15 protein-coding genes, 4 tRNA genes and 1 pseudogene are annotated in these 17542 nt (G+C 48.0%); 7 read left to right on the top strand and 13 right to left on the bottom strand.

Annotated elements, in window-relative coordinates; all coding sequences use genetic code 11:
• Positions 1–297: 297 nt before the first annotated feature.
• The 4 genes and pseudogenes from FTU55_RS11200 to FTU55_RS11210 all read left to right on the top strand — a co-directional run bounded on the left by FTU55_RS11200 (position 298) and on the right by FTU55_RS11210 (position 2466).
• Positions 298–759: a YfiR family protein gene (locus FTU55_RS11200; RefSeq protein ID WP_228151049.1), complete on the top strand. Its 462-nt coding sequence runs from the start codon at positions 298–300 to the stop codon at positions 757–759.
• Positions 752–895, top strand: coding sequence for a hypothetical protein (locus FTU55_RS15190; RefSeq protein ID WP_160242843.1), 144 nt, complete (start codon positions 752–754; stop codon positions 893–895). Before FTU55_RS11200 ends, FTU55_RS15190 begins: the two co-directional genes overlap by 8 nt.
• A complete protein-coding gene (locus FTU55_RS11205; RefSeq protein ID WP_257223333.1) occupies positions 892–1980 on the top strand; it encodes a sensor domain-containing diguanylate cyclase in 1089 nt (362 codons plus the stop codon). The genes FTU55_RS15190 and FTU55_RS11205 overlap by 4 nt, the downstream gene beginning before the upstream one ends.
• A 7-nt stretch (positions 1981–1987) precedes the next feature.
• Positions 1988–2466 (top strand): annotated as a pseudogene (locus FTU55_RS11210) (OmpA family protein).
• A gap of 132 nt (positions 2467–2598) precedes the next feature.
• Here the strand turns inward: FTU55_RS11210 and FTU55_RS11215 are convergent.
• The 8 genes from FTU55_RS11215 to secA form a co-directional block, all read right to left on the bottom strand.
• Positions 2599–2675, bottom strand: a tRNA-Pro gene (locus tag FTU55_RS11215).
• A gap of 18 nt (positions 2676–2693) precedes the next feature.
• Positions 2694–2769 (bottom strand) — tRNA-His (locus tag FTU55_RS11220).
• A gap of 34 nt (positions 2770–2803) precedes the next feature.
• Positions 2804–2880: transfer RNA gene (locus tag FTU55_RS11225), tRNA-Arg, on the bottom strand.
• A 41-nt stretch (positions 2881–2921) separates the two neighbouring features.
• A tRNA-Pro gene (locus FTU55_RS11230) sits at positions 2922–2998 on the bottom strand.
• A 154-nt stretch (positions 2999–3152) separates the two neighbouring features.
• A complete protein-coding gene (gene nadA, locus FTU55_RS11235; RefSeq protein WP_180047081.1) occupies positions 3153–4220 on the bottom strand; it encodes a quinolinate synthase NadA in 1068 nt (355 codons plus the stop codon).
• Positions 4221–4364: 144 nt separating this feature from the next.
• On the bottom strand, positions 4365–5585 hold the full coding sequence (gene argJ / locus FTU55_RS11240) for a bifunctional glutamate N-acetyltransferase/amino-acid acetyltransferase ArgJ (protein WP_016658664.1): 1221 nt from the start codon (positions 5583–5585) through the stop codon (positions 4365–4367).
• Positions 5586–5744: 159 nt separating this feature from the next.
• Positions 5745–6098: a hypothetical protein gene (locus FTU55_RS11245; RefSeq protein WP_005179954.1), complete on the bottom strand. Its 354-nt coding sequence runs from the start codon at positions 6096–6098 to the stop codon at positions 5745–5747.
• 157 nt (positions 6099–6255) lie between these two features.
• Positions 6256–8973 carry a preprotein translocase subunit SecA gene (secA, locus tag FTU55_RS11250; protein ID WP_180047083.1) on the bottom strand — a complete coding sequence of 906 codons (2718 nt, stop codon included), beginning with the start codon at positions 8971–8973 and terminating at the stop codon, positions 6256–6258.
• 339 nt (positions 8974–9312) lie between these two features.
• Here secA and FTU55_RS11255 point away from each other — a divergent pair, with 339 nt between their 5' ends.
• A complete protein-coding gene (locus tag FTU55_RS11255) occupies positions 9313–9954 on the top strand; it encodes a peroxiredoxin (protein WP_005179960.1) in 642 nt (213 codons plus the stop codon).
• Positions 9955–10074: 120 nt separating this feature from the next.
• On the top strand, positions 10075–10656 hold the full coding sequence (locus tag FTU55_RS11260) for a dual specificity protein phosphatase family protein (protein ID WP_104501070.1): 582 nt from the start codon (positions 10075–10077) through the stop codon (positions 10654–10656).
• Positions 10657–10689: 33 nt separating this feature from the next.
• Here FTU55_RS11260 and FTU55_RS11265 read toward each other — a convergent pair whose 3' ends face one another.
• From FTU55_RS11265 to trpA, 4 genes are read right to left on the bottom strand one after another with little or no spacing between them, the layout of a single operon-like run.
• Positions 10690–11697 carry an SPOR domain-containing protein gene (locus FTU55_RS11265; protein WP_180047085.1) on the bottom strand — a complete coding sequence of 336 codons (1008 nt, stop codon included), beginning with the start codon at positions 11695–11697 and terminating at the stop codon, positions 10690–10692.
• On the bottom strand, positions 11694–12977 hold the full coding sequence (gene folC, locus FTU55_RS11270; protein ID WP_160242840.1) for a bifunctional tetrahydrofolate synthase/dihydrofolate synthase: 1284 nt from the start codon (positions 12975–12977) through the stop codon (positions 11694–11696). Before folC ends, FTU55_RS11265 begins: the two co-directional genes overlap by 4 nt.
• Entirely contained in the window at positions 12974–13870 is an 897-nt protein-coding gene (accD, locus tag FTU55_RS11275; protein ID WP_005179967.1) for an acetyl-CoA carboxylase, carboxyltransferase subunit beta, read from the bottom strand. The genes folC and accD overlap by 4 nt, the downstream gene beginning before the upstream one ends.
• A complete protein-coding gene (gene trpA, locus FTU55_RS11280; RefSeq protein WP_005179970.1) occupies positions 13867–14670 on the bottom strand; it encodes a tryptophan synthase subunit alpha in 804 nt (267 codons plus the stop codon). Before trpA ends, accD begins: the two co-directional genes overlap by 4 nt.
• Before the next feature lie 364 nt (positions 14671–15034).
• On the opposite strand from trpA, the gene FTU55_RS11285 reads away from it, so the two are divergent.
• Positions 15035–16366 carry a Na+/H+ antiporter NhaC family protein gene (locus FTU55_RS11285; protein ID WP_127801383.1) on the top strand — a complete coding sequence of 444 codons (1332 nt, stop codon included), beginning with the start codon at positions 15035–15037 and terminating at the stop codon, positions 16364–16366.
• Between the two features lie 28 nt (positions 16367–16394).
• Here FTU55_RS11285 and FTU55_RS11290 read toward each other — a convergent pair whose 3' ends face one another.
• Positions 16395–17465, bottom strand: coding sequence for an AraC family transcriptional regulator (locus FTU55_RS11290; RefSeq protein ID WP_127801384.1), 1071 nt, complete (start codon positions 17463–17465; stop codon positions 16395–16397).
• Positions 17466–17542 lie beyond the last annotated feature (77 nt).

Consider the following 17542-nt stretch of genomic DNA (forward strand, 5'->3'; position numbering starts at 1 on the left):
GAACTCAACCATTTTAGCTAAATCCTTGTTTATCAACAAGTTTTTATCAACATCACCGCCGATGGATGTGCATTATAGAGCAAATAAAACCTGACGCAACCCCTATTTTTAATTATTTTGGGAAATATATCTTAACTGTATTTTTTATGACCAATTTCAGGTTTTTCAGTTTATTTTTTATCCTTTTCTTTCATTTTTATTTTAGTTAGACTGCGGCCATAATTTTATTTTTAATTTTTTATAAAAATGCCTTCTCTCCCCTTACACAAAACACTGTGTTTTTTGCTGTGTTTATTTTTGCACCCTGCCCATGCCAATAGCCCAACCACTGGTGCACCGCAAATGGTGTATGCCATTTTAAGTTATGCCAAATGGGAGCAAAACACGCCGAATATTTGTATTGTGAATAATCCAGCGCTAGCACAACAATTTAAAAGCCAGCGTAGCACACAGCATGTTTATAAAATCAGCCCACTACAATTAGACGATTTAAAACAGACCAGTTGTCAGGCCATTGTCTTTTCCAACCTAAGCCCACGTGAAGAACAGAATATTCTGAACAGTACAGTGCGTTATCCCGCCTTAAGCATTAGCACCACCAATTCAGCCTGTGAGCTGGGTAGCGTCTTTTGCCTTTACCAGAAGAAAAATCAGCAGTATTCATTTAGGGTGAATATGCAAAGTCTGACGCAATCGCAGGTACATATTGACCCCCGGGTATTATTACTGGGTAAAAACGGGGGCCTAAAGCATGAATAAGCCCAAAGCAGTATCGCTACGACGTATTTTCCGTTCGTACCAGCTGGTGATTTTTATTCTGACCTTTGGTTTATGCCTAGGTATTTTTTGTGTGGTGTCTAATTACACCCTGGAAGTTATGCCAAACAGAGTTTGAGTATTTTATCCGGCTCTCTGGCAGAGCGGATTCAGCCCGCTGTGGTCTTTCATGACACCTATACAATTCAGAAGATTCTGACTGAATATGCCGAGCAATATCCGATTCATTCGATTCAAGTCATCGCAACCAATGGTGAGGTCCTGTCGACCATTCATCATCATCAAAATGCGTTACCGTTTATTCAGTATTTACTGGACTGGCTGTATTTTCGTGAGCCGGTGACAGTTCAGATTCAGCATCAGCAGCAAAATTTTGGACAACTGGTGGTCTATGGCAATGCCTCTACCCATGTCAGTTTTTTCTATACCATTCTACTGGCGCTGACCATTAGCTTTATTTTGCTGCTGGCCTTACTGTTCTGGTCGGCAAATGCGGTTTACCGACATTTGATGAAAGCGGTCAATCCACTGGTACAGACCACACAGACCATCAGCACCAATAAAAATTATCAGCTACGCCTCCCCTCGTCTGAAATTTCCGAATTTCAGGAAATTAATCGCGTGGTAAATGAACTGCTGGACAAAATTGAAGCCTCAACCCGGGCGCTACAACATGAAAATTATCAATTGTCGCATCAGGCCCGTCATGATGGATTGACCCAACTCCCTAACCGTGAATATTTCCATCAAATGCTGGCACAGAGTTTTGCCCAAGGTACGCAGGACAGCATTGCCCTGCTGTTTATTGATAACGATAACTTTAAAGAAATTAATGATCGCCACGGCCATGCCGCCGGTGATGCCGTGCTGCTGGAAATGACCAAACGCTTGCGCCAAGCGTTAAACCAGCATGATTTTGTGTCCCGCCTCGGTGGTGATGAGTTCGCAATTATTGTAAAAAATATTGAAGATCATCATGATTTAATTAGAATAAGTGAAAATTTACTCCACTGCTGTCGCCAGCCTTTAATTTTTAATCATCATCCTATTTATTTCAGTTTTAGTATTGGCATCGCACTCGCGCAGTCAGCATCATCTCCTGAAATGCTGATCAATAATGCAGATATGGCCATGTATAAGGCCAAGCAGCTCGCACAACACTGGTACATTTTTGCAGAGCACGGGCGCATGGCCAAAGGTTAGTTTATTCATGTTAAAACATATTTTTAAAACTGCTTGTCTGCTGCTTGCACTGACTACCCTCAGTGCCTGCATGAGTCTGGGCAACTTAATTACAAACAGGCCCGCATGCTCAAGCAGGAAGGCTTTAGCCTGACCAGTGAGGGCTGGAGCTTAGGCCTGCCAGAAAAACTGCTGTTCGGTTTCGATCAGGCCGAGATCCAGGCGCACAACCAGCAAGCTTTACAGCAACTCTCGAGCAAGTTGCTGAAATACAAACTGGATAAAGTCAAAATTATTGGACATAGCGATAATGTCGGTGACCTGGCCTATAACCTGAAGTTGTCCGGAGAACGCGCTGAAAATGTCGCACAGATTTTTATGCAACAAGGCTTTCGACCAGTAAATTTACAGGTGATTCCTCGCGGTGCAGAACAGCCGCTGGTACCAAACACCTCTCCTGAAAACCGGGCGATGAACCGTCGTGTAAATGTGGTGATTGTGCCTTAAGTATTTTGCTACTTTGTAGAATCAGCCTCTTGCAGAGGCTTTTTTATGGGGAGATTTGATCCGCAGACTTAAATTTCAGGCATAAAAAAACCGCTTAACGCGGCATCTTTTATCTTTCAACTTTAGGGAAATTGGTCGGAGCAGTAGGATTCGAACCTACGACCCCCTGGTCCCAAACCAGGTGCACTACCAGGCTGTGCTATGCTCCGATTTTCAACTTTAAAAGTTGGGGTGAATGACGGGATTCGAACCCGCGACAACTGGAATCACAATCCAGGGCTCTACCAACTGAGCTACATCCACCATCAATTAGTTCTACAATACCAAGCCACCAAAATGGCGCGCCTGACAGGATTCGAACCTGTGACCATCCGCTTAGAAGGCGGATGCTCTATCCAACTGAGCTACAAGCGCTTAACCGATGATACCAAAAACACATCGTTGCCTTGAGAAATTGGTCGGAGCAGTAGGATTCGAACCTACGACCCCCTGGTCCCAAACCAGGTGCACTACCAGGCTGTGCTATGCTCCGTTTCATCTCAGCTTTTCGTGTATCGCACATCGTGCGGTACGGTGTGCATTCTAGGCGCGACGCCCGTGGACGTCAACACCTATCTTTAAAAAAATATGAAAAATCTCTTCAACCGCTTATTTATCAAGCATTTTAGACATTTTTCAATCAATTTTTAGCGTTTTAGCTGCGCACTGAAGTTTAACATGCGATCGAGCGGTAATTTGGCGCGTTCTGCCAGCGTAGGATCAACAAAAATTTCCTGATCACCCTGCTGTAAAACCTGCAAAATCCCATCTAGTTCGTTCATAGCCATCCACGGGCAATGCGCGCATGAACGACAGGTCGCGCCTTCACCGGCGGTCGGCGCTTCCACCAGAATCTTGTTCGGTACCGCCTGCTGCATTTTGTAGAAAATCCCGCGGTCGGTCGCCACAATTAAACGCTCATGTGGCAAAGTCTGGGCAGCCTTGATTAGTTGTGAGGTACTGCCGACTGCATCAGCAATATCCACCACCGATTCTGGTGATTCTGGATGCACCAGCACCGCTGCATCCGGATAAAGCGCTTTCATTTGTGCAATCCCGCGGGCACGGAATTCTTCATGCACGATACAGGCACCATCCCAGAGTAGCATATCTGCGCCCGTTTTTTTCTGGATATAACGCCCCAAATGCTGATCCGGTGCCCAGATAATTTTTTCACCCAGGCTATCGAGATGCTCGACAATTTCAACCGCACAGCTTGAGGTTACCACCCAGTCGGCACGGGCTTTCACAGCAGCCGAGGTGTTGGCATACACCACTACGGTATGATCAGGATGGGCATCGCAGAATTGGGTAAATTCATCTACCGGGCAGCCCAGGTCGAGTGAACAGGTGGCTTCCAGCGTCGGCATCAGCACTGTTTTCTCAGGTGACAGGATTTTGGCGGTTTCGCCCATAAATTTCACCCCGGCCACCACCAAGGTTGACGCTGCATGATCACGACCAAAACGTGCCATTTCCAGTGAATCCGATACACAACCACCCGTCAGCTCTGCCAGCTCTTGCACTTCAGGATCGCAATAATAGTGTGCCACCAGTACTGCATCACATTTTTTAAGTTCGGCCTGAATTAAGGCAAATTTGGCCTGCTTGGCTTCTTCAGTTAAATGATTTTCTTTCGGTTCACCCAAACGGTCTAAATGCGCCTGCACAATCGACTTTGCTTCATTGGCAATTAAATTGGTCGCATCATTCATAACAGCGTCTTCTCTATCGAAATGCTTGTTTGCACAAGCAGTTACATCAGCAATTGGTCAGTGTCAGTGCTTGACCAATCATTAAAAATACAGCGTTGTAAAAAAGCCTCACAACGGAGGCTTTTTCAGAAATACATCAGGGACTTAAGAACGGTAGTCTGCATTAATCTTGACATAATCATAAGATAAATCGCAGGTATAGACGGTATCTTGAGCCTGGCCACGACCTAAATCTACACGAATGGTCATTTCCTGCTGCGCCATGACACGTGCGCCGGCTTCTTCGGTGTAGTCCGCTGCGGCGCCGCCATCTTTACAGATTTGTACATCATCTAACCAAACCTGAATTTTTTCAACGTCTAAATTTGGCACGCCCGCATAACCAATGGCCGCCAGAATACGGCCCCAGTTTGGATCTGAGGCAAAAATAGCGGTTTTTACTAGCGGTGAATGAGCAATACTGTAAGCAATATCGCAACATTCCTGGGTATTTTGTCCACCTTCGACTGCAACGGTAATAAATTTGGTCGCGCCTTCACCATCACGCACAATCAGCTGCGCCAGACGTGTCATCACCCGGGTTAAAACCTCTAATACTACGGCATAACGCGGATCTTCGGTCGAGCTGATTTCTGTACCACCGGCTTGGCCAGTTGCAATGAAGATACAGGAGTCATTGGTTGAGGTATCGCCATCGACAGTGATGCGGTTAAACGAGACATTAACCGTACTACTCAACAGTTGCTGTACCAGTTCACGGCTGATTGGAGCATCAGTGGCCACATAACCAAGCATGGTCGCCATATTCGGGCGAATCATGCCGGCACCTTTGGAAATACCGGTCATGGTATAAGTGATGCCATCCAGTTCAAACTGCTCAGATGCACCTTTCGGTGTGGTATCTGTGGTCATAATACCGCGGGCAGCATCGTCCCAGGCATCAGCACGCAAGCTGTCTAGGGCCGGTTGTAAACCCGCAGTTAAACGCTCAATTGGTAACTGCTCGCCAATCACACCGGTAGAAAATGGCAATACTTCGGCGGTCTGTACACCTGCCAGTTCAGCCAGCTTGGCACAGGTTGCTGCTGCATTTTGCATACCGGTTTTACCGGTTCCGGCATTGGCATTGCCGGTGTTAATCACTAAATAGCGTGGATTACCCGCCTGCAGATGCGCTTTACAGATATGCACAGGCGCTGCACAAAAGGCGTTTTGGGTAAATACACCGGCGACATTGGCACCTTCGGCCAGTTCAAAAATAACAAGGTCACGTCGGTTCTTATAACGAACATAGGCTTCTGCTGTCCCAATTCTCACCCCTTTGACCACATGCATCTGTGGCATAGAAACGTCACCTACTGCCATTTTTAAACGTCCAACCAGTTAATAATTCAGTGTGCACAGCTTAGAACAAAATCAGGAAAAAATCGAGCAGAACCCATCATCCACAAAATTGTGGCCAGACTCAACTGCCGTGCAATAAAAAACCAGCTCGCAGGCTGGTTAGTGTTGTGTGCTTGATCCTTAGTTTTTGGCCAGTTGCGCAGCTTCGTTTAATAAAGCCTGTTTGGCTTTTTGCTGGCTTTCTGCAGACAGGGCCGGGTTAGAAGCAACAATGCGGTCGGCATTGGCAGCATTGGCCGGAGCAATGGCTGCAGTCTGGAGCACAATCGGACGTTTATTCGGGTTGGCAAAGGTATAACGGATACCGGTACGTGGGCTTGCAACCGTCACCTGGTCATTATTGACCACTGCTTGGGTGGTGCTTACACCGACTGCGGCCTGAACTTTTGCCGGCGTGGTGGTTTGGGTATTGGCAAAAGCCAAAGCAGGCGTTGCTAAAGCAACAATCAGTAAAGGTTGTAATACTTTTTTCATTGTGTTTTCCACTTTTCGGTGTGCAATGTGCAACTAAATACCATTTAATTTCCTGCACTGCAATCTGTATTCACATCTTGCAAAACTATTCAAACACTTAGCGGAATAAAAAAAAGCAGAATCGAAATTCTGCTTTTTGCGAGATGTTTTGAATGGCTTAGATTTTGCCGTGGCACTGTTTGTATTTCAGACCTGAACCACATGGACATGGTGAATTACGGCTTGCCGGTGGCGTAAACACCGTTTCGGTTGGGGTTGTCTGCTGCGCATCGGCTTCGAAAGTTTCACCGGTCAGACTGTCCACATCGGCATGAGACAGATTCAGCTGCATCGCCTCGGCTTGTGCCTGTTTCTGTGCTTCAAGTTCAGCCAGCTCTTCAGCTGTTGGTACGTGTACGCGGGACAAGTCAGTCACGACATCAGACTTGATCACAGCGAGCATGTTCACAAACAGGTTAAAGGCTTCTTTCTTGTATTCCTGCTCCGGATTCTTTTGCGCATAACCACGTAAATGAATGCCTTGACGCAAGTAATCCATTGCCGCCAGATGGTCTTTCCAGTGACGATCCAGCGAGTTGAGCATAAAGTGACGCTCCAGCATGGCTGCAGATTCATCACCCATTTGCTGACGGCGGCTGTTATAACGAGCCACCAGCTCATCAGAAATACGTTCGACCAGACCTTCTTCATCCAGACGGCGATCTTCTTCTAACCATTGGTTAATTGGCAGATCTAAAGCCAGATCTTCACGTAACGCCTGCTCCAGACCGTCAATATCCCACTGATCATGAATCGACTCTGGTGGTACATAGTTGGCAATCACGCCCTGAATCACTTCACGGTGCATTTCTTCGATGTAATCTTGCAATGAGTTTGCGGCAAGAATTTCATCACGCTGTGAGTAAATAATCTTACGCTGTTCATTGTTGACGTCATCGTATTTCAACAGGTTCTTACGGATATCAAAGTTACGTGCTTCAACTTTGCGCTGGGCATTTTCAATCGAACGCGACACCATTTTGTGTTCAATGGCTTCATCTTCTTTCAGGCCCATGGCTCGCATCATGGCCACCACACGATCACCGGCGAAAATACGCATCAGGTCATCTTCAAGTGACAGATAGAAACGCGACACACCCGGGTCACCCTGACGACCGGCACGACCACGCAGCTGGTTATCAATACGGCGTGATTCATGGCGTTCAGAACCAATAATATGCAAACCGCCTGAGGCCAGTACCGCTTCGTGGTTCTGGTCCCATTCTTCTTTCAGACGTTGTTCATCTTCAGGTGTCGGGTTTTCAATTTTGGCCAGCAGAGCTTTCCAGTTACCACCGAGCAGAATATCGGTACCACGACCCGCCATGTTGGTGGCAATGGTCACCGCACGTGGTGCACCGGCTTGGGCAATAATATCGGCTTCACGTTCGTGCTGTTTGGCGTTCAGAACTTCGTGATGAATACCGGCCTCTTTCAGTTTGTCCGAGAGGATTTCTGAGGCTTCAATGGTGGCAGTACCAATCAGGATCGGCGCGACACCCGATTCCTGCACGCGCAGGATTTCCTGAATAATCGCGTTGTATTTGCCTTCACGATTTAAATAGATTAAATCGTTATGGTCCTGACGGATCATTGGACGGTGGGTTGGAATAATCACCACATCCAGACCATAAATTTCTTTCATTTCTGCCGCTTCAGTATCGGCAGTACCGGTCATACCGGACAGTTTTTTGTACAGACGGAAGTAGTTCTGGAAGGTGGTGGTGGCCAGAGTCTGGTTTTCAGGCTGGATTTCCAGACCTTCTTTGGCTTCAACTGCCTGATGCAGACCTTCAGACCAGCGACGACCCGGCATGGTACGGCCGGTGTTTTCATCAACAATAATCACTTCACCATCATGGATGATGTAATGCACATTGCGCTGATACAGGAAATGGGCACGAATGGCCGCAGACACGTGATGTACCAGATTCAGGTTGGAAGCAGAATACAGGCTTTCCCCTTCTGCCAGCAGACCCATCTGAATCAGTTCATTTTCTACGGTTTCATAACCGACTTCGGTCATTTCAACCGAACGCTGTTTTTCATCAATCCAGAAGTGACCGCCATCTGGCACTTTCTCTTCTTTTTGCGGATGCAGTTTAGGCGGAATGGTATTAATCGCCGCATACAGCTGTGATGAGTCTTCGCTCTGACCCGAGATAATCAGCGGGGTACGTGCTTCATCAATCAGGATCGAGTCGACCTCATCGATAATGGCATAGGTCAGGCCACGCTGCTTTTTCTCTGCCAGCGAGAACACCATGTTGTCACGCAAATAGTCGAAACCAAATTCGTTGTTGGTTCCGTAAGTAATATCGGCTTTATAGGCTTGCGCTTTTTCGGTCGGGTCCTGCATCGAATAAATAATGCCGATGCTTAAACCCAGAAATTCAAAGAGTGGACGGTTGAGCTCGGCATCACGCTGCGCCAGGTAGTCGTTCACGGTAATCACGTGTACGCCTTCACCACTTAAGGCATTCAGGTAACAGGCCAGAGTACCCATTAAGGTTTTACCCTCACCGGTACGCATTTCTGCAATTTTACCTTCGTGCAGGGTAATACCACCAATCAGCTGTACATCATAATGGCGCATGCCCATGACCCGTTTCCCGGCTTCACGGCAGACTGCAAACGCTTCTGGCAATAACTTATCTAGACTTTCGCCCTTGTTATATCGTTGTTTGAATTCTTCGGTTTTTGCAGATAAGTCTGCATCGCTTAAGGCTGATATCGTCGGCTCGAGCGCATTAATCTTGTCTACGATTTTACGCATGCGTTTAAGTTCGCGCTCATTTTTGGTACCGAAGATTCCTCCGATCAGACTTGCCAACATGAATAGACTCTCTAAATCTTGCTTGTCAAAAGAATAATTTGTTCTCAGTCGTTATTATGGTGCTAGAAATTTGAAGTACAAGGGTTTTGCACACAACCCATCAAAAAATTCTGATGATTTCTATCCGTACAGCGAAGCTAAGGCAAAATAATGTAGCAAATTTTAATCGGATGATATAGTCAAAGCATGACAATATGACTGCATGTTTTTTCAGCATTTCATGCAACTACTTATTCCATATATTCATAAAGAATTACAAAAAAAGTATTTTCAATGCTAAAAGAATTGCGCCATAGTCAATTCCATCCCCCAATACAACAACGATATGAGGCAGTTAAAATGAGTTTACGATTAGGCGATACCGCACCCGACTTTACTCAGGAATCAAGCGAAGGTACCCTGAATTTTTATGAATTTCTGGGCGACAGCTGGGGCATCCTGTTTTCACATCCTGCCGACTACACCCCGGTCTGCACCACCGAACTGGGCTATACCGCAAAACTCAAACAGGAATTTGAAAAACGTGGCGTCAAGGCCATTGCCCTGTCGGTCGATGATGTCGAGTCACACAAAGGCTGGATTAATGACATTAACGAAACCCAGAACACCAGCGTGAATTTTCCGATTATTGCCGATCAGGACCGTAAAGTATCGACGCTATATGATTTTATCCATCCCAATGCCAGCGAAACCCTGACGGTACGCTCCCTGGTGATTATCGATCCGAATAAAAAAGTGCGTTTAATTATTACCTATCCGGCCTCTACCGGGCGTAACTTCCATGAAATTTTACGCGTGGTCGATTCCCTGCAACTGACCGACAACTATAAAGTGGCCACCCCGGCCAACTGGCAAGAGGGTGAAGATGTGGTGATTGTGCCTTCACTGCAAGATGAAGCCGAATTAAAACAACGTTTCCCGAAAGGCTATACCGCAGTAAAACCATACCTGCGTTTAACCCCGCAGCCGAATCGTGACTAAATAATCAAGGTCCGTTCATCTTCCTGTCTGCCTGTCTTCGGACAGGCATTTTTCATGGTACAAGGTCAGCACCTCAGCCGTGCTACACTGGAATGACCCAGCACAACCAATTAAAACACTATGCCCAAAAATCTGCTTGCCCTGGTCCTGACCTGTATTTGTTGCACGGGCTGCATGACCACACCGGCCTTGCCTGAACAGCAGCGCCCGAGTGCCTGGGCTCAACCGCTGGATGCACAGCATAATTTTTATCAGGTCAGCCCGATGCTGTTTCGCAGCGAACAGCCCGATCAGCAGCTGGCAGCATTGTTACAACAGCATGAGATTGATGTGGTCATCAACTTGCGTCCCAAAGCGACAGATGCTGAACCGCTACAGCAGCATGGACTGCAATCGGTGCATCTACCGATTCATACCTGGGCCATTGATCGGGAAGATTTATTGCAGGTGATGCAGCAGATTCAAAGCGCCCAAGCCCAACAGCAAAAAGTGCTGATTCATTGTTATCATGGTGCAGACCGGACCGGGGCCAGTGTGGCCATGTACCGGATTATATTTGAACACTGGCCGGTGGAACAGGCGCTGGCAGAAATGAAATATGGTGGCTTTGGCTTTCATCCGATCTGGGTCAATATTGACGCCTTATTTCGTCCTGAAAATATAAAATGGATTCGACAGCAACTGTCAAATCCATCAGATTAAAACTAAGGGCAAAATGCCGAAGGATACTTACAACTAGTTCCGCTTGTCTAACGGCACCCAGTCAATGACCCAGGCTGATTTCATGTTCAGGCTGGCATCTGCTGCAATTTTCTTGCGTGCTGCATCGGCACTTTCACGGTCTTTAGATGGCCCCACCATAATCCGGATCCCTTTAGAGGTTGGACTCTTGGTGACTTTATAGCCTTTGGCTTTTAAGCGCGCGGCCAGTGCATCGGCATTGGCTTCATTGGCTGCCAGTGCCACCTGCACCATCCACTGTTTGCCATCATCTTCGCCTTCCAGCAGTTTACGTGCTTTCTCGGCTTCAGCTTTCTTTTTGGCTTCTTCTTCGGCTTTACGTTTGGCTTCTGCCTGACGTTTTTCTTCAGCTTTGCGCTTCTCTTCTGCAGCTTTCTGTTCAGCAGCCTTGCGTTTGGCTTCTGCCTGACGCTTCTCTTCGGCTAAACGTTTTTCTTCCGCAGCTTTTTGTTCTGCTGCTTTTTTCTCGGCAGCAGTACGTTCCTGGGCCGCTTTCTGCTCGGCAGCTTTTTTGGCTTCAGCTGCTTTTTGCTGTTCCAGCTTTTTCTGGGCAGCCAGTTTTTCTTCAGCCAGACGTTTTTGTTTGGCCTGCTCATCTTCAACCAGCTCTGGCGGAATATTGTCGGAACTTTGCTGCTGGCCATTACGTAGTGCATTTAAGGCCGCATATTCTTCTGCAGCCTTACGGGCGGCTTCAGCTTCTGCCTGCTGCTGCATGGCCAGGAATTCAGCTGCACGCGCTTCCTGTTCAGCCACGGCTTTTTCACGGGCACGGCGCTGCTCTTCCAGCAGACGTTTTTCAGTTTCTACATCTACCGTTAAAGGTTGTAGCTGAATCATTTCGGCTTCAGGCACAGTATTTTGCTGTAACTGTTCGACCCGTTCTGGCGTTTTGACATTATTTTGATGTATTTCTTCTTGGCCTTTCAGGAGTAATGCTGCCAATAACACACCACCACCCAATAAAACAACGCCGCCCATCCAGCGCTGTTTGTTATTCATTGACATTCTTCCAAATACTCCCATACCGCTTCTAAGGTATGAAATGATCCACATACCAAAATCAGCTGATTATTGTTCGTTTCATCCAGCGCTGATTTAAAAGCTAATTGAACACTATCAAAGTGCTGTACTGTTTCGCCCTCGAGAGCCGCATCCAGTTGTGTGATGTCTGCCGCACGAGGAACATTTAATTGTGCAATTTTCCACATTAAAACATGTTCTTTCAATAAGGCAACGACAGAATTCACATCTTTATCGGCCAGCATGGAAAACACACTGATCACTTCGGTGTACTGTTTATTGTAATTTAAATAATTTCGCAATTGCTTTAACAAAAACTCTACACCGTGCGGATTGTGCCCGGCGTCAAAGATTACGGTCTTGCCGGCAATCTGGCGAATTTCAAAACGGCCCGGGAGCTGGGCCTGTTGGATGCCTTCGGCAATCGCCTGCTGCTGGATGTTCAGACCGCTAAGTAACACGGCGGCAACTGCGGTCGATATATTTTCCAGCGCCAGCGTGCCAAGCGGTAATTTCAAGGTGCTGCCACTGCTGGCAAATAACCAGGACTGGCCATCTGCAGCAGTGCGATAAAAATAATCACGATTGGCGACATACAGCGGGGCCTGACACTGTGCTGCCTTGTCCTGAATGGCTTGCGGTAATTCCTGCACGCCGCCAAAGATCACCGGAATATTCGGGCGGATGATGCCGGCTTTTTCAAAGGCAATTTTTTCAATGGTATCGCCCAGCCAGTCGGTATGATCCAGCCCGATATTAGTAATCACGGCCACATCGGGATGTACCACATTGACCACATCCAGACGGCCGCCCAAGCCAACTTCCAGCACCCAGACATCACAAGCCTGCTGTTTAAAAATGACAAAAGCCGCCAGCGTGGTGGCTTCAAAAAACGATAAACTTAAATTACAGTCGCGACGCGCCTGATCGACCTGTACAAAGGCCTCAATCAGTTGCTGGTCATCGACCTCGACGCCGCCCAGTTTGACCCGTTCATTAAAACGGTAAATATGCGGTGACTGATACAGCCCCACCTGATAACCCTGAGCATTTAAAATCGCGGCCAAAGTGGTGGTGGTGGAACCTTTGCCATTGGTACCCGCGACGGTAAACACTTTTGCGTCCGGGTGAGTGACGCCCAGCTTTTCAGCCACAGGAATCACCCGTTCCAGACCTAAATCAATCCCTGTAACGTGAACATGGCTCCAATAATTGAGCCATGTTTCTAAAGAGTCGGTTGCAAGTGGTGCTGTATTCAAGACAAATTCATCAGTTTCGTGACAATGCGATATACAGTATCACGTAATGCATGACGATGAACAATCTGATCGACCACACCATGATCAAGCAGGTATTCCGCGCGCTGGAACGGTTCATCCAGTTTTTCACGTACGGTTTGCTCAATTACACGCTTACCGGCAAAGCCAATCATGGCTTTTGGTTCTGCCAGATGAACATCACCCAACATCGCCAACGATGCCGTTACGCCACCATATACCGGATGAGTTAAGACCACGATATACGGCAAGCCCGCTTCTTTTAAACGCTGGATGGCTGCTGAAGTACGCGCCATCTGCATTAAAGACAGCATGCCTTCCTGCATACGCGCACCGCCCGATGCGGCAAAGCAGATTAACGGCTGACGTTGCTGAATGGCACGTTCCGCTGCAAGCACAAAACGGTCACCGACCACCGTGCCCATAGAGCCGCCCATAAAGTCAAATTCAAAGGCACAGGTGGTTACCGGCACGCCTTTTAATAAACCTTGCATGACCAGTAAAGCTTCAGTTTCACCGGTTTTCTTTTGTGCTTCGGCCATACGGTCCGGATACGGCTTGCTGTCCACAAATTTCAGTGGATCTTTGGCAGAGAATTCCTGACCCAATTCGGCATCGACCTGATCGAGGAACCAGGTTAAACGGTCACGCGCTTTCATGCGTAAATGCTCGTCACATTGCGGGCAGACATAGGCATTGAAAGACATGGCTGTACGAGTCACCAGTGCATGACATTCCGGACATTCGATAGTTGGTTCGGTGAATGTCGCCTTTAAGGCTTGCTGCTCATCCGGTACATGAATTCCCGGTACGCCGCGTTCTGTCCACGGCGTAGTTGGGCTTAAGATTTTCCCTGGCTTGACTTCTTGACTCATACTAACTCATCGAGCGCGGCTCGAAGCTCCTTGACTTTATTAACCGTTTCAACCACGGCTTGTTCTGGTTCGAGGTTGGCAAACTGTTTTACGAAAGCACTGCCGACGATGACTGCATCTGCCACGGCACCCATGACTTTGGCAGACGCCGCATCACTGATACCGAAACCGACACCAACCGGTACATCGGTGACTGCCTTGATTTTCTCAATCCGCTGCGCCGCTTCAGAGACATCTAAAGTGGCTGCACCGGTCACGCCTTTGAGCGACACGTAGTAAATAAAGCCGCTGGCCTGTTTCACTACATGCTGGATACGCTCATCGGTAGAGGTTGGTGCCAGCAGGAAAATCTGGTCCATATCATACTGCTGTAAGATCTGGTCTAAATCGGCAGCTTCTTCTGGCGGCAGATCCACCAGCAAGACACCATCTACCCCACATTCATGCGCATAGGCGACAAACTTCTGGTAGCCAATGACCTCAACCGGGTTTAAATAACCCATGAGCACCACTGGTGTTTCCGTGTCTTTTTGGCGGAATTCCTTGACCATATTCAGTGCATCGAGGGTATTGGTTCCCCCTGCCAATGCACGTTCTGCAGCCAAGGCAATGACTGGACCATCGGCCATCGGGTCAGAGAATGGCAGTCCAAGCTCAATCACATCTACACCCGCCTCAACCATTTGATGTAACAGCGGTACCGTTACCTGTGGCTGTGGGTCACCTGCCATGACATAAGATACGAGGGCCTTACGTTGTTGAGATTTCAACTGTGCAAATCGGGTGGCTAAACGTGACATAGGGCTGTGCTTTCCTTGAATAATTCAAAACTGATAAGTTGCTATTGTCGAAATACAGGACATCGCATTGTAACGCTATTTTTTGCTCATTGAACAGAGCACAGCTGGTCGATGCCCGATTTCATCAGCAAAGCGCGAATTCCAGAACAACCCGAAAGCTACATTTACCGATATTTCGGTTTTTTTCTCAATGATCAAAGATGCCTAATTTCGCTATTCCCAGCAATCTCAAGCAGTTAGAAAAACCCAATGGCTGAGCAAAAAAGATGATAAAAATAGGACAGTTAGCATTTACATTTAAAGTTTTCAGAAATAGCAAAAGCTGCTTTATACTAGCGCCGTTTTCAGACTTTTTCTTATTTCTATGATTTCCGACTCCCAGGCAAAAGTGCACGCTCGCGGGCTTGCGCTGTTGCCACTTATTGTATTTTTAGCCATTTTTTTAGGCAGTGGCATTTACCATTCCCTGATTGGGACCGAGTTTGCCTTCTATCAGGTCAAGGCGCCGGTGGCAGCCATTCCAGCCATTATCCTGGCATTATTGCTCTATCGTGGCCAGCTGAACCGGGCCATTGAAGAATTTTTGCAGGGCGCCAGCCATCCCAACCTGATCCTGATGTTTATGGTGTTTATGCTGGCCGGTGCCTTTGCCAGCACCAGTGGCGCCATTGGCAGTGTCAATGCCACGGTACAGCTGGGCCTGTCGATTATTCAGCCGGAATTTGTACTGCCGATGCTGTTTCTGATTTCAGCCTTTGTCGCCACCGCCATGGGCACTTCAATGGGCACCATTGCAGCCTGTGCGCCCATTGCCTTTGGTTTTTCCGAAGCCACGCAAATTGCCACGGTCTATACCATTGGTGCGGTGGTTGGCGGTGCCATGTTTGGCGATAACCTGTCGATGATTTCTGACACCACCATTGCCGCCACCAGCAGCCAGAAAGTACAGCTGCGTGACAAGTTCAAGGTCAATGTCTGGATTGCCGTACCGGCCGCGCTGATCACAGTGCTGATTTATATGCTGATCAACCAGAATACCCAGGCCATTGCCTATCAGGAGTATAACGCCTGGCTCATCTTGCCTTATGTGGCGGTGTTTGTGCTGGCCTTTTCCCGCCTGCATGTGCTGGCAGTGTTAACCATCGGGATTTTACTCTCGGCACTGATGGGACTGTTGATGCTGCCCGAGTTTGATCTGCTCAAGCTGAATGGCGCTATTTATGATGGCTTTGTCGGCATGTTTGAAGTGGCGTTGCTGTCGATGTTCCTGGGTGGCTTATCGGCCATTATGCAAAAAGAAGGTGGCCTGGAATGGCTGATTCAACGCATCTACAAGCTGACTCGCCTGTTTAAGGTTGGCGCGCAACGTGCTGGTGAGTTGGGGATTAGCTTTCTGGTGGTGTTTTCCAACCTGTTTGTGGCCAACAATACCGTGGCGATTATCCTGTCTGGAGATATGGCGCGGGAAGTGGCGCAGGAATATGGCGTCGATCCGAAACGCGCTGCCGCCCTGCTGGATATTTTCTCCTGCGTGGTACAGGGCCTGATTCCTTATGGCGCCCAGTTATTGCTGGCCTGCTCGATTGCCAAAATGTCACCGGTAGAGCTGATTGGCAGTGTCTATTATTGCTGGGTGCTGGCGATTTTTGCGATTGCCGCCATTGCCTTGCGTTTTCCCAAACTGCGCACGTCTTAAAACCGTACTTTTTAATTGTTCCAAGCGGCTATTCAGCCGCTTTTTTATGGACCGTCTGTTGCTGACGCAGTACCCGCCGCCGCTCGGTTAAGGTCTGGCCGCAATGCGCTTTATAGGCACGCGCCAAAGCCGACTGATCGGAATAACCGAGCTGGCTGGCAATCTCGGTCAGACTCAGCTTTTGCGGTAATAGCAACTCACAGCGTTTGATCCTTTCCATGTCCAGCAGCTGTTTAAATGAGGTCCCCAGTTCACTCAGTTGACGCTGCAAAGTGCGACTGGACATACACAGCTCGACAGCCAGCTCATCCAGCTTGGGTGCTTGTTGCTGCAGCCTTAAATAATCGGCAATCAAATGACGCAGCTTCTGGTCCAGCCCTTCCAGCAAAGGTTTGGCCGCCATCGCTTCTTCAGCCTGTTTTTTTAAAATCCCGATTAAAGTTGGATCAGGCTGCTGTGGTTGCAGCTGCAGGCTGTCGATGCTCAGCACCAGCTGATAATCCGGCTGATCAAACAACACTTCGCAGCCATAAAACTTTTGATATTGATACAGCGCCGTTTGCGGAGCATGGGCAAAATGAACCCGGCGCAAGGGAAAGTGTTCGGCCGCAAACATCTGCCGGGCCAGCTGCAGCATACAGGCAAAGGTGATTTCGTGAATCAGCGTGCTCTGATCCTGCGGATTCGGCCAGGAGACAATCAGCAGATCATCCTGCTGCTGAATCTGCATGGGAACCGCTTCGTTAGCATCAATCACCAGCCGGCTAAACTGGGCAATATACTGCAAGGCTTCGGCCACGCTATTACTGCGCGAGGCCATATAGCCGAGCACACCAAAATGTTCCGGACGGATAAAACGCGCCAGCTCAAACACCAGATAGGCTGTGTTCAGCTGCTGCCGGGTCTGTTCCAGTAACGCAATAAAAGCCTGACAGGAAGATTGGCCATCAATCGGCAAACTCAGTACATGCTGCACATATTGCTGCAAGCTGTCTGACAGCTCGAGCTGTTGCGGCTGCACACCTTGTGCCTGCAGGTAGGACTGCCACAAGTGTACATAGCCGTTTGGAATCTGAATATCACTCGGGTAAGTTGTCATCCTGACATTTCTTATTTTCACTATGGCGTAAAATGTATAAAAACTGGCAAGACTTGTCAAAACAAAGCCGCTAAAGC

Source organism: Acinetobacter sp. YH12117 (genome assembly GCF_013418865.1).
Classification (GTDB): Bacteria; Pseudomonadota; Gammaproteobacteria; order Pseudomonadales; family Moraxellaceae; genus Acinetobacter; species Acinetobacter indicus.

Excerpts from the sequence above, each read along its gene's own strand:
- FTU55_RS15190 (WP_160242843.1), top strand. The coding sequence starts at position 752 with ATGAATAAGCCCAAAGCAGTATCGCTACGACGTATTTTCCGTTCGTAC.
- nadA (WP_180047081.1), bottom strand. The coding sequence starts at position 4,220 with ATGAATGATGCGACCAATTTAATTGCCAATGAAGCAAAGTCGATTGTG.
- argJ (WP_016658664.1), bottom strand. The coding sequence starts at position 5,585 with ATGGCAGTAGGTGACGTTTCTATGCCACAGATGCATGTGGTCAAAGGG.
- FTU55_RS11245 (WP_005179954.1), bottom strand. The coding sequence starts at position 6,098 with ATGAAAAAAGTATTACAACCTTTACTGATTGTTGCTTTAGCAACGCCT.
- secA (WP_180047083.1), bottom strand. The coding sequence starts at position 8,973 with ATGTTGGCAAGTCTGATCGGAGGAATCTTCGGTACCAAAAATGAGCGC.
- FTU55_RS11255 (WP_005179960.1), top strand. The coding sequence starts at position 9,313 with ATGAGTTTACGATTAGGCGATACCGCACCCGACTTTACTCAGGAATCA.
- FTU55_RS11260 (WP_104501070.1), top strand. The coding sequence starts at position 10,075 with ATGCCCAAAAATCTGCTTGCCCTGGTCCTGACCTGTATTTGTTGCACG.
- FTU55_RS11265 (WP_180047085.1), bottom strand. The coding sequence starts at position 11,697 with ATGAATAACAAACAGCGCTGGATGGGCGGCGTTGTTTTATTGGGTGGT.
- accD (WP_005179967.1), bottom strand. The coding sequence starts at position 13,870 with ATGAGTCAAGAAGTCAAGCCAGGGAAAATCTTAAGCCCAACTACGCCG.
- trpA (WP_005179970.1), bottom strand. The coding sequence starts at position 14,670 with ATGTCACGTTTAGCCACCCGATTTGCACAGTTGAAATCTCAACAACGT.
- FTU55_RS11285 (WP_127801383.1), top strand. The coding sequence starts at position 15,035 with ATGATTTCCGACTCCCAGGCAAAAGTGCACGCTCGCGGGCTTGCGCTG.
- FTU55_RS11290 (WP_127801384.1), bottom strand. The coding sequence starts at position 17,465 with ATGACAACTTACCCGAGTGATATTCAGATTCCAAACGGCTATGTACAC.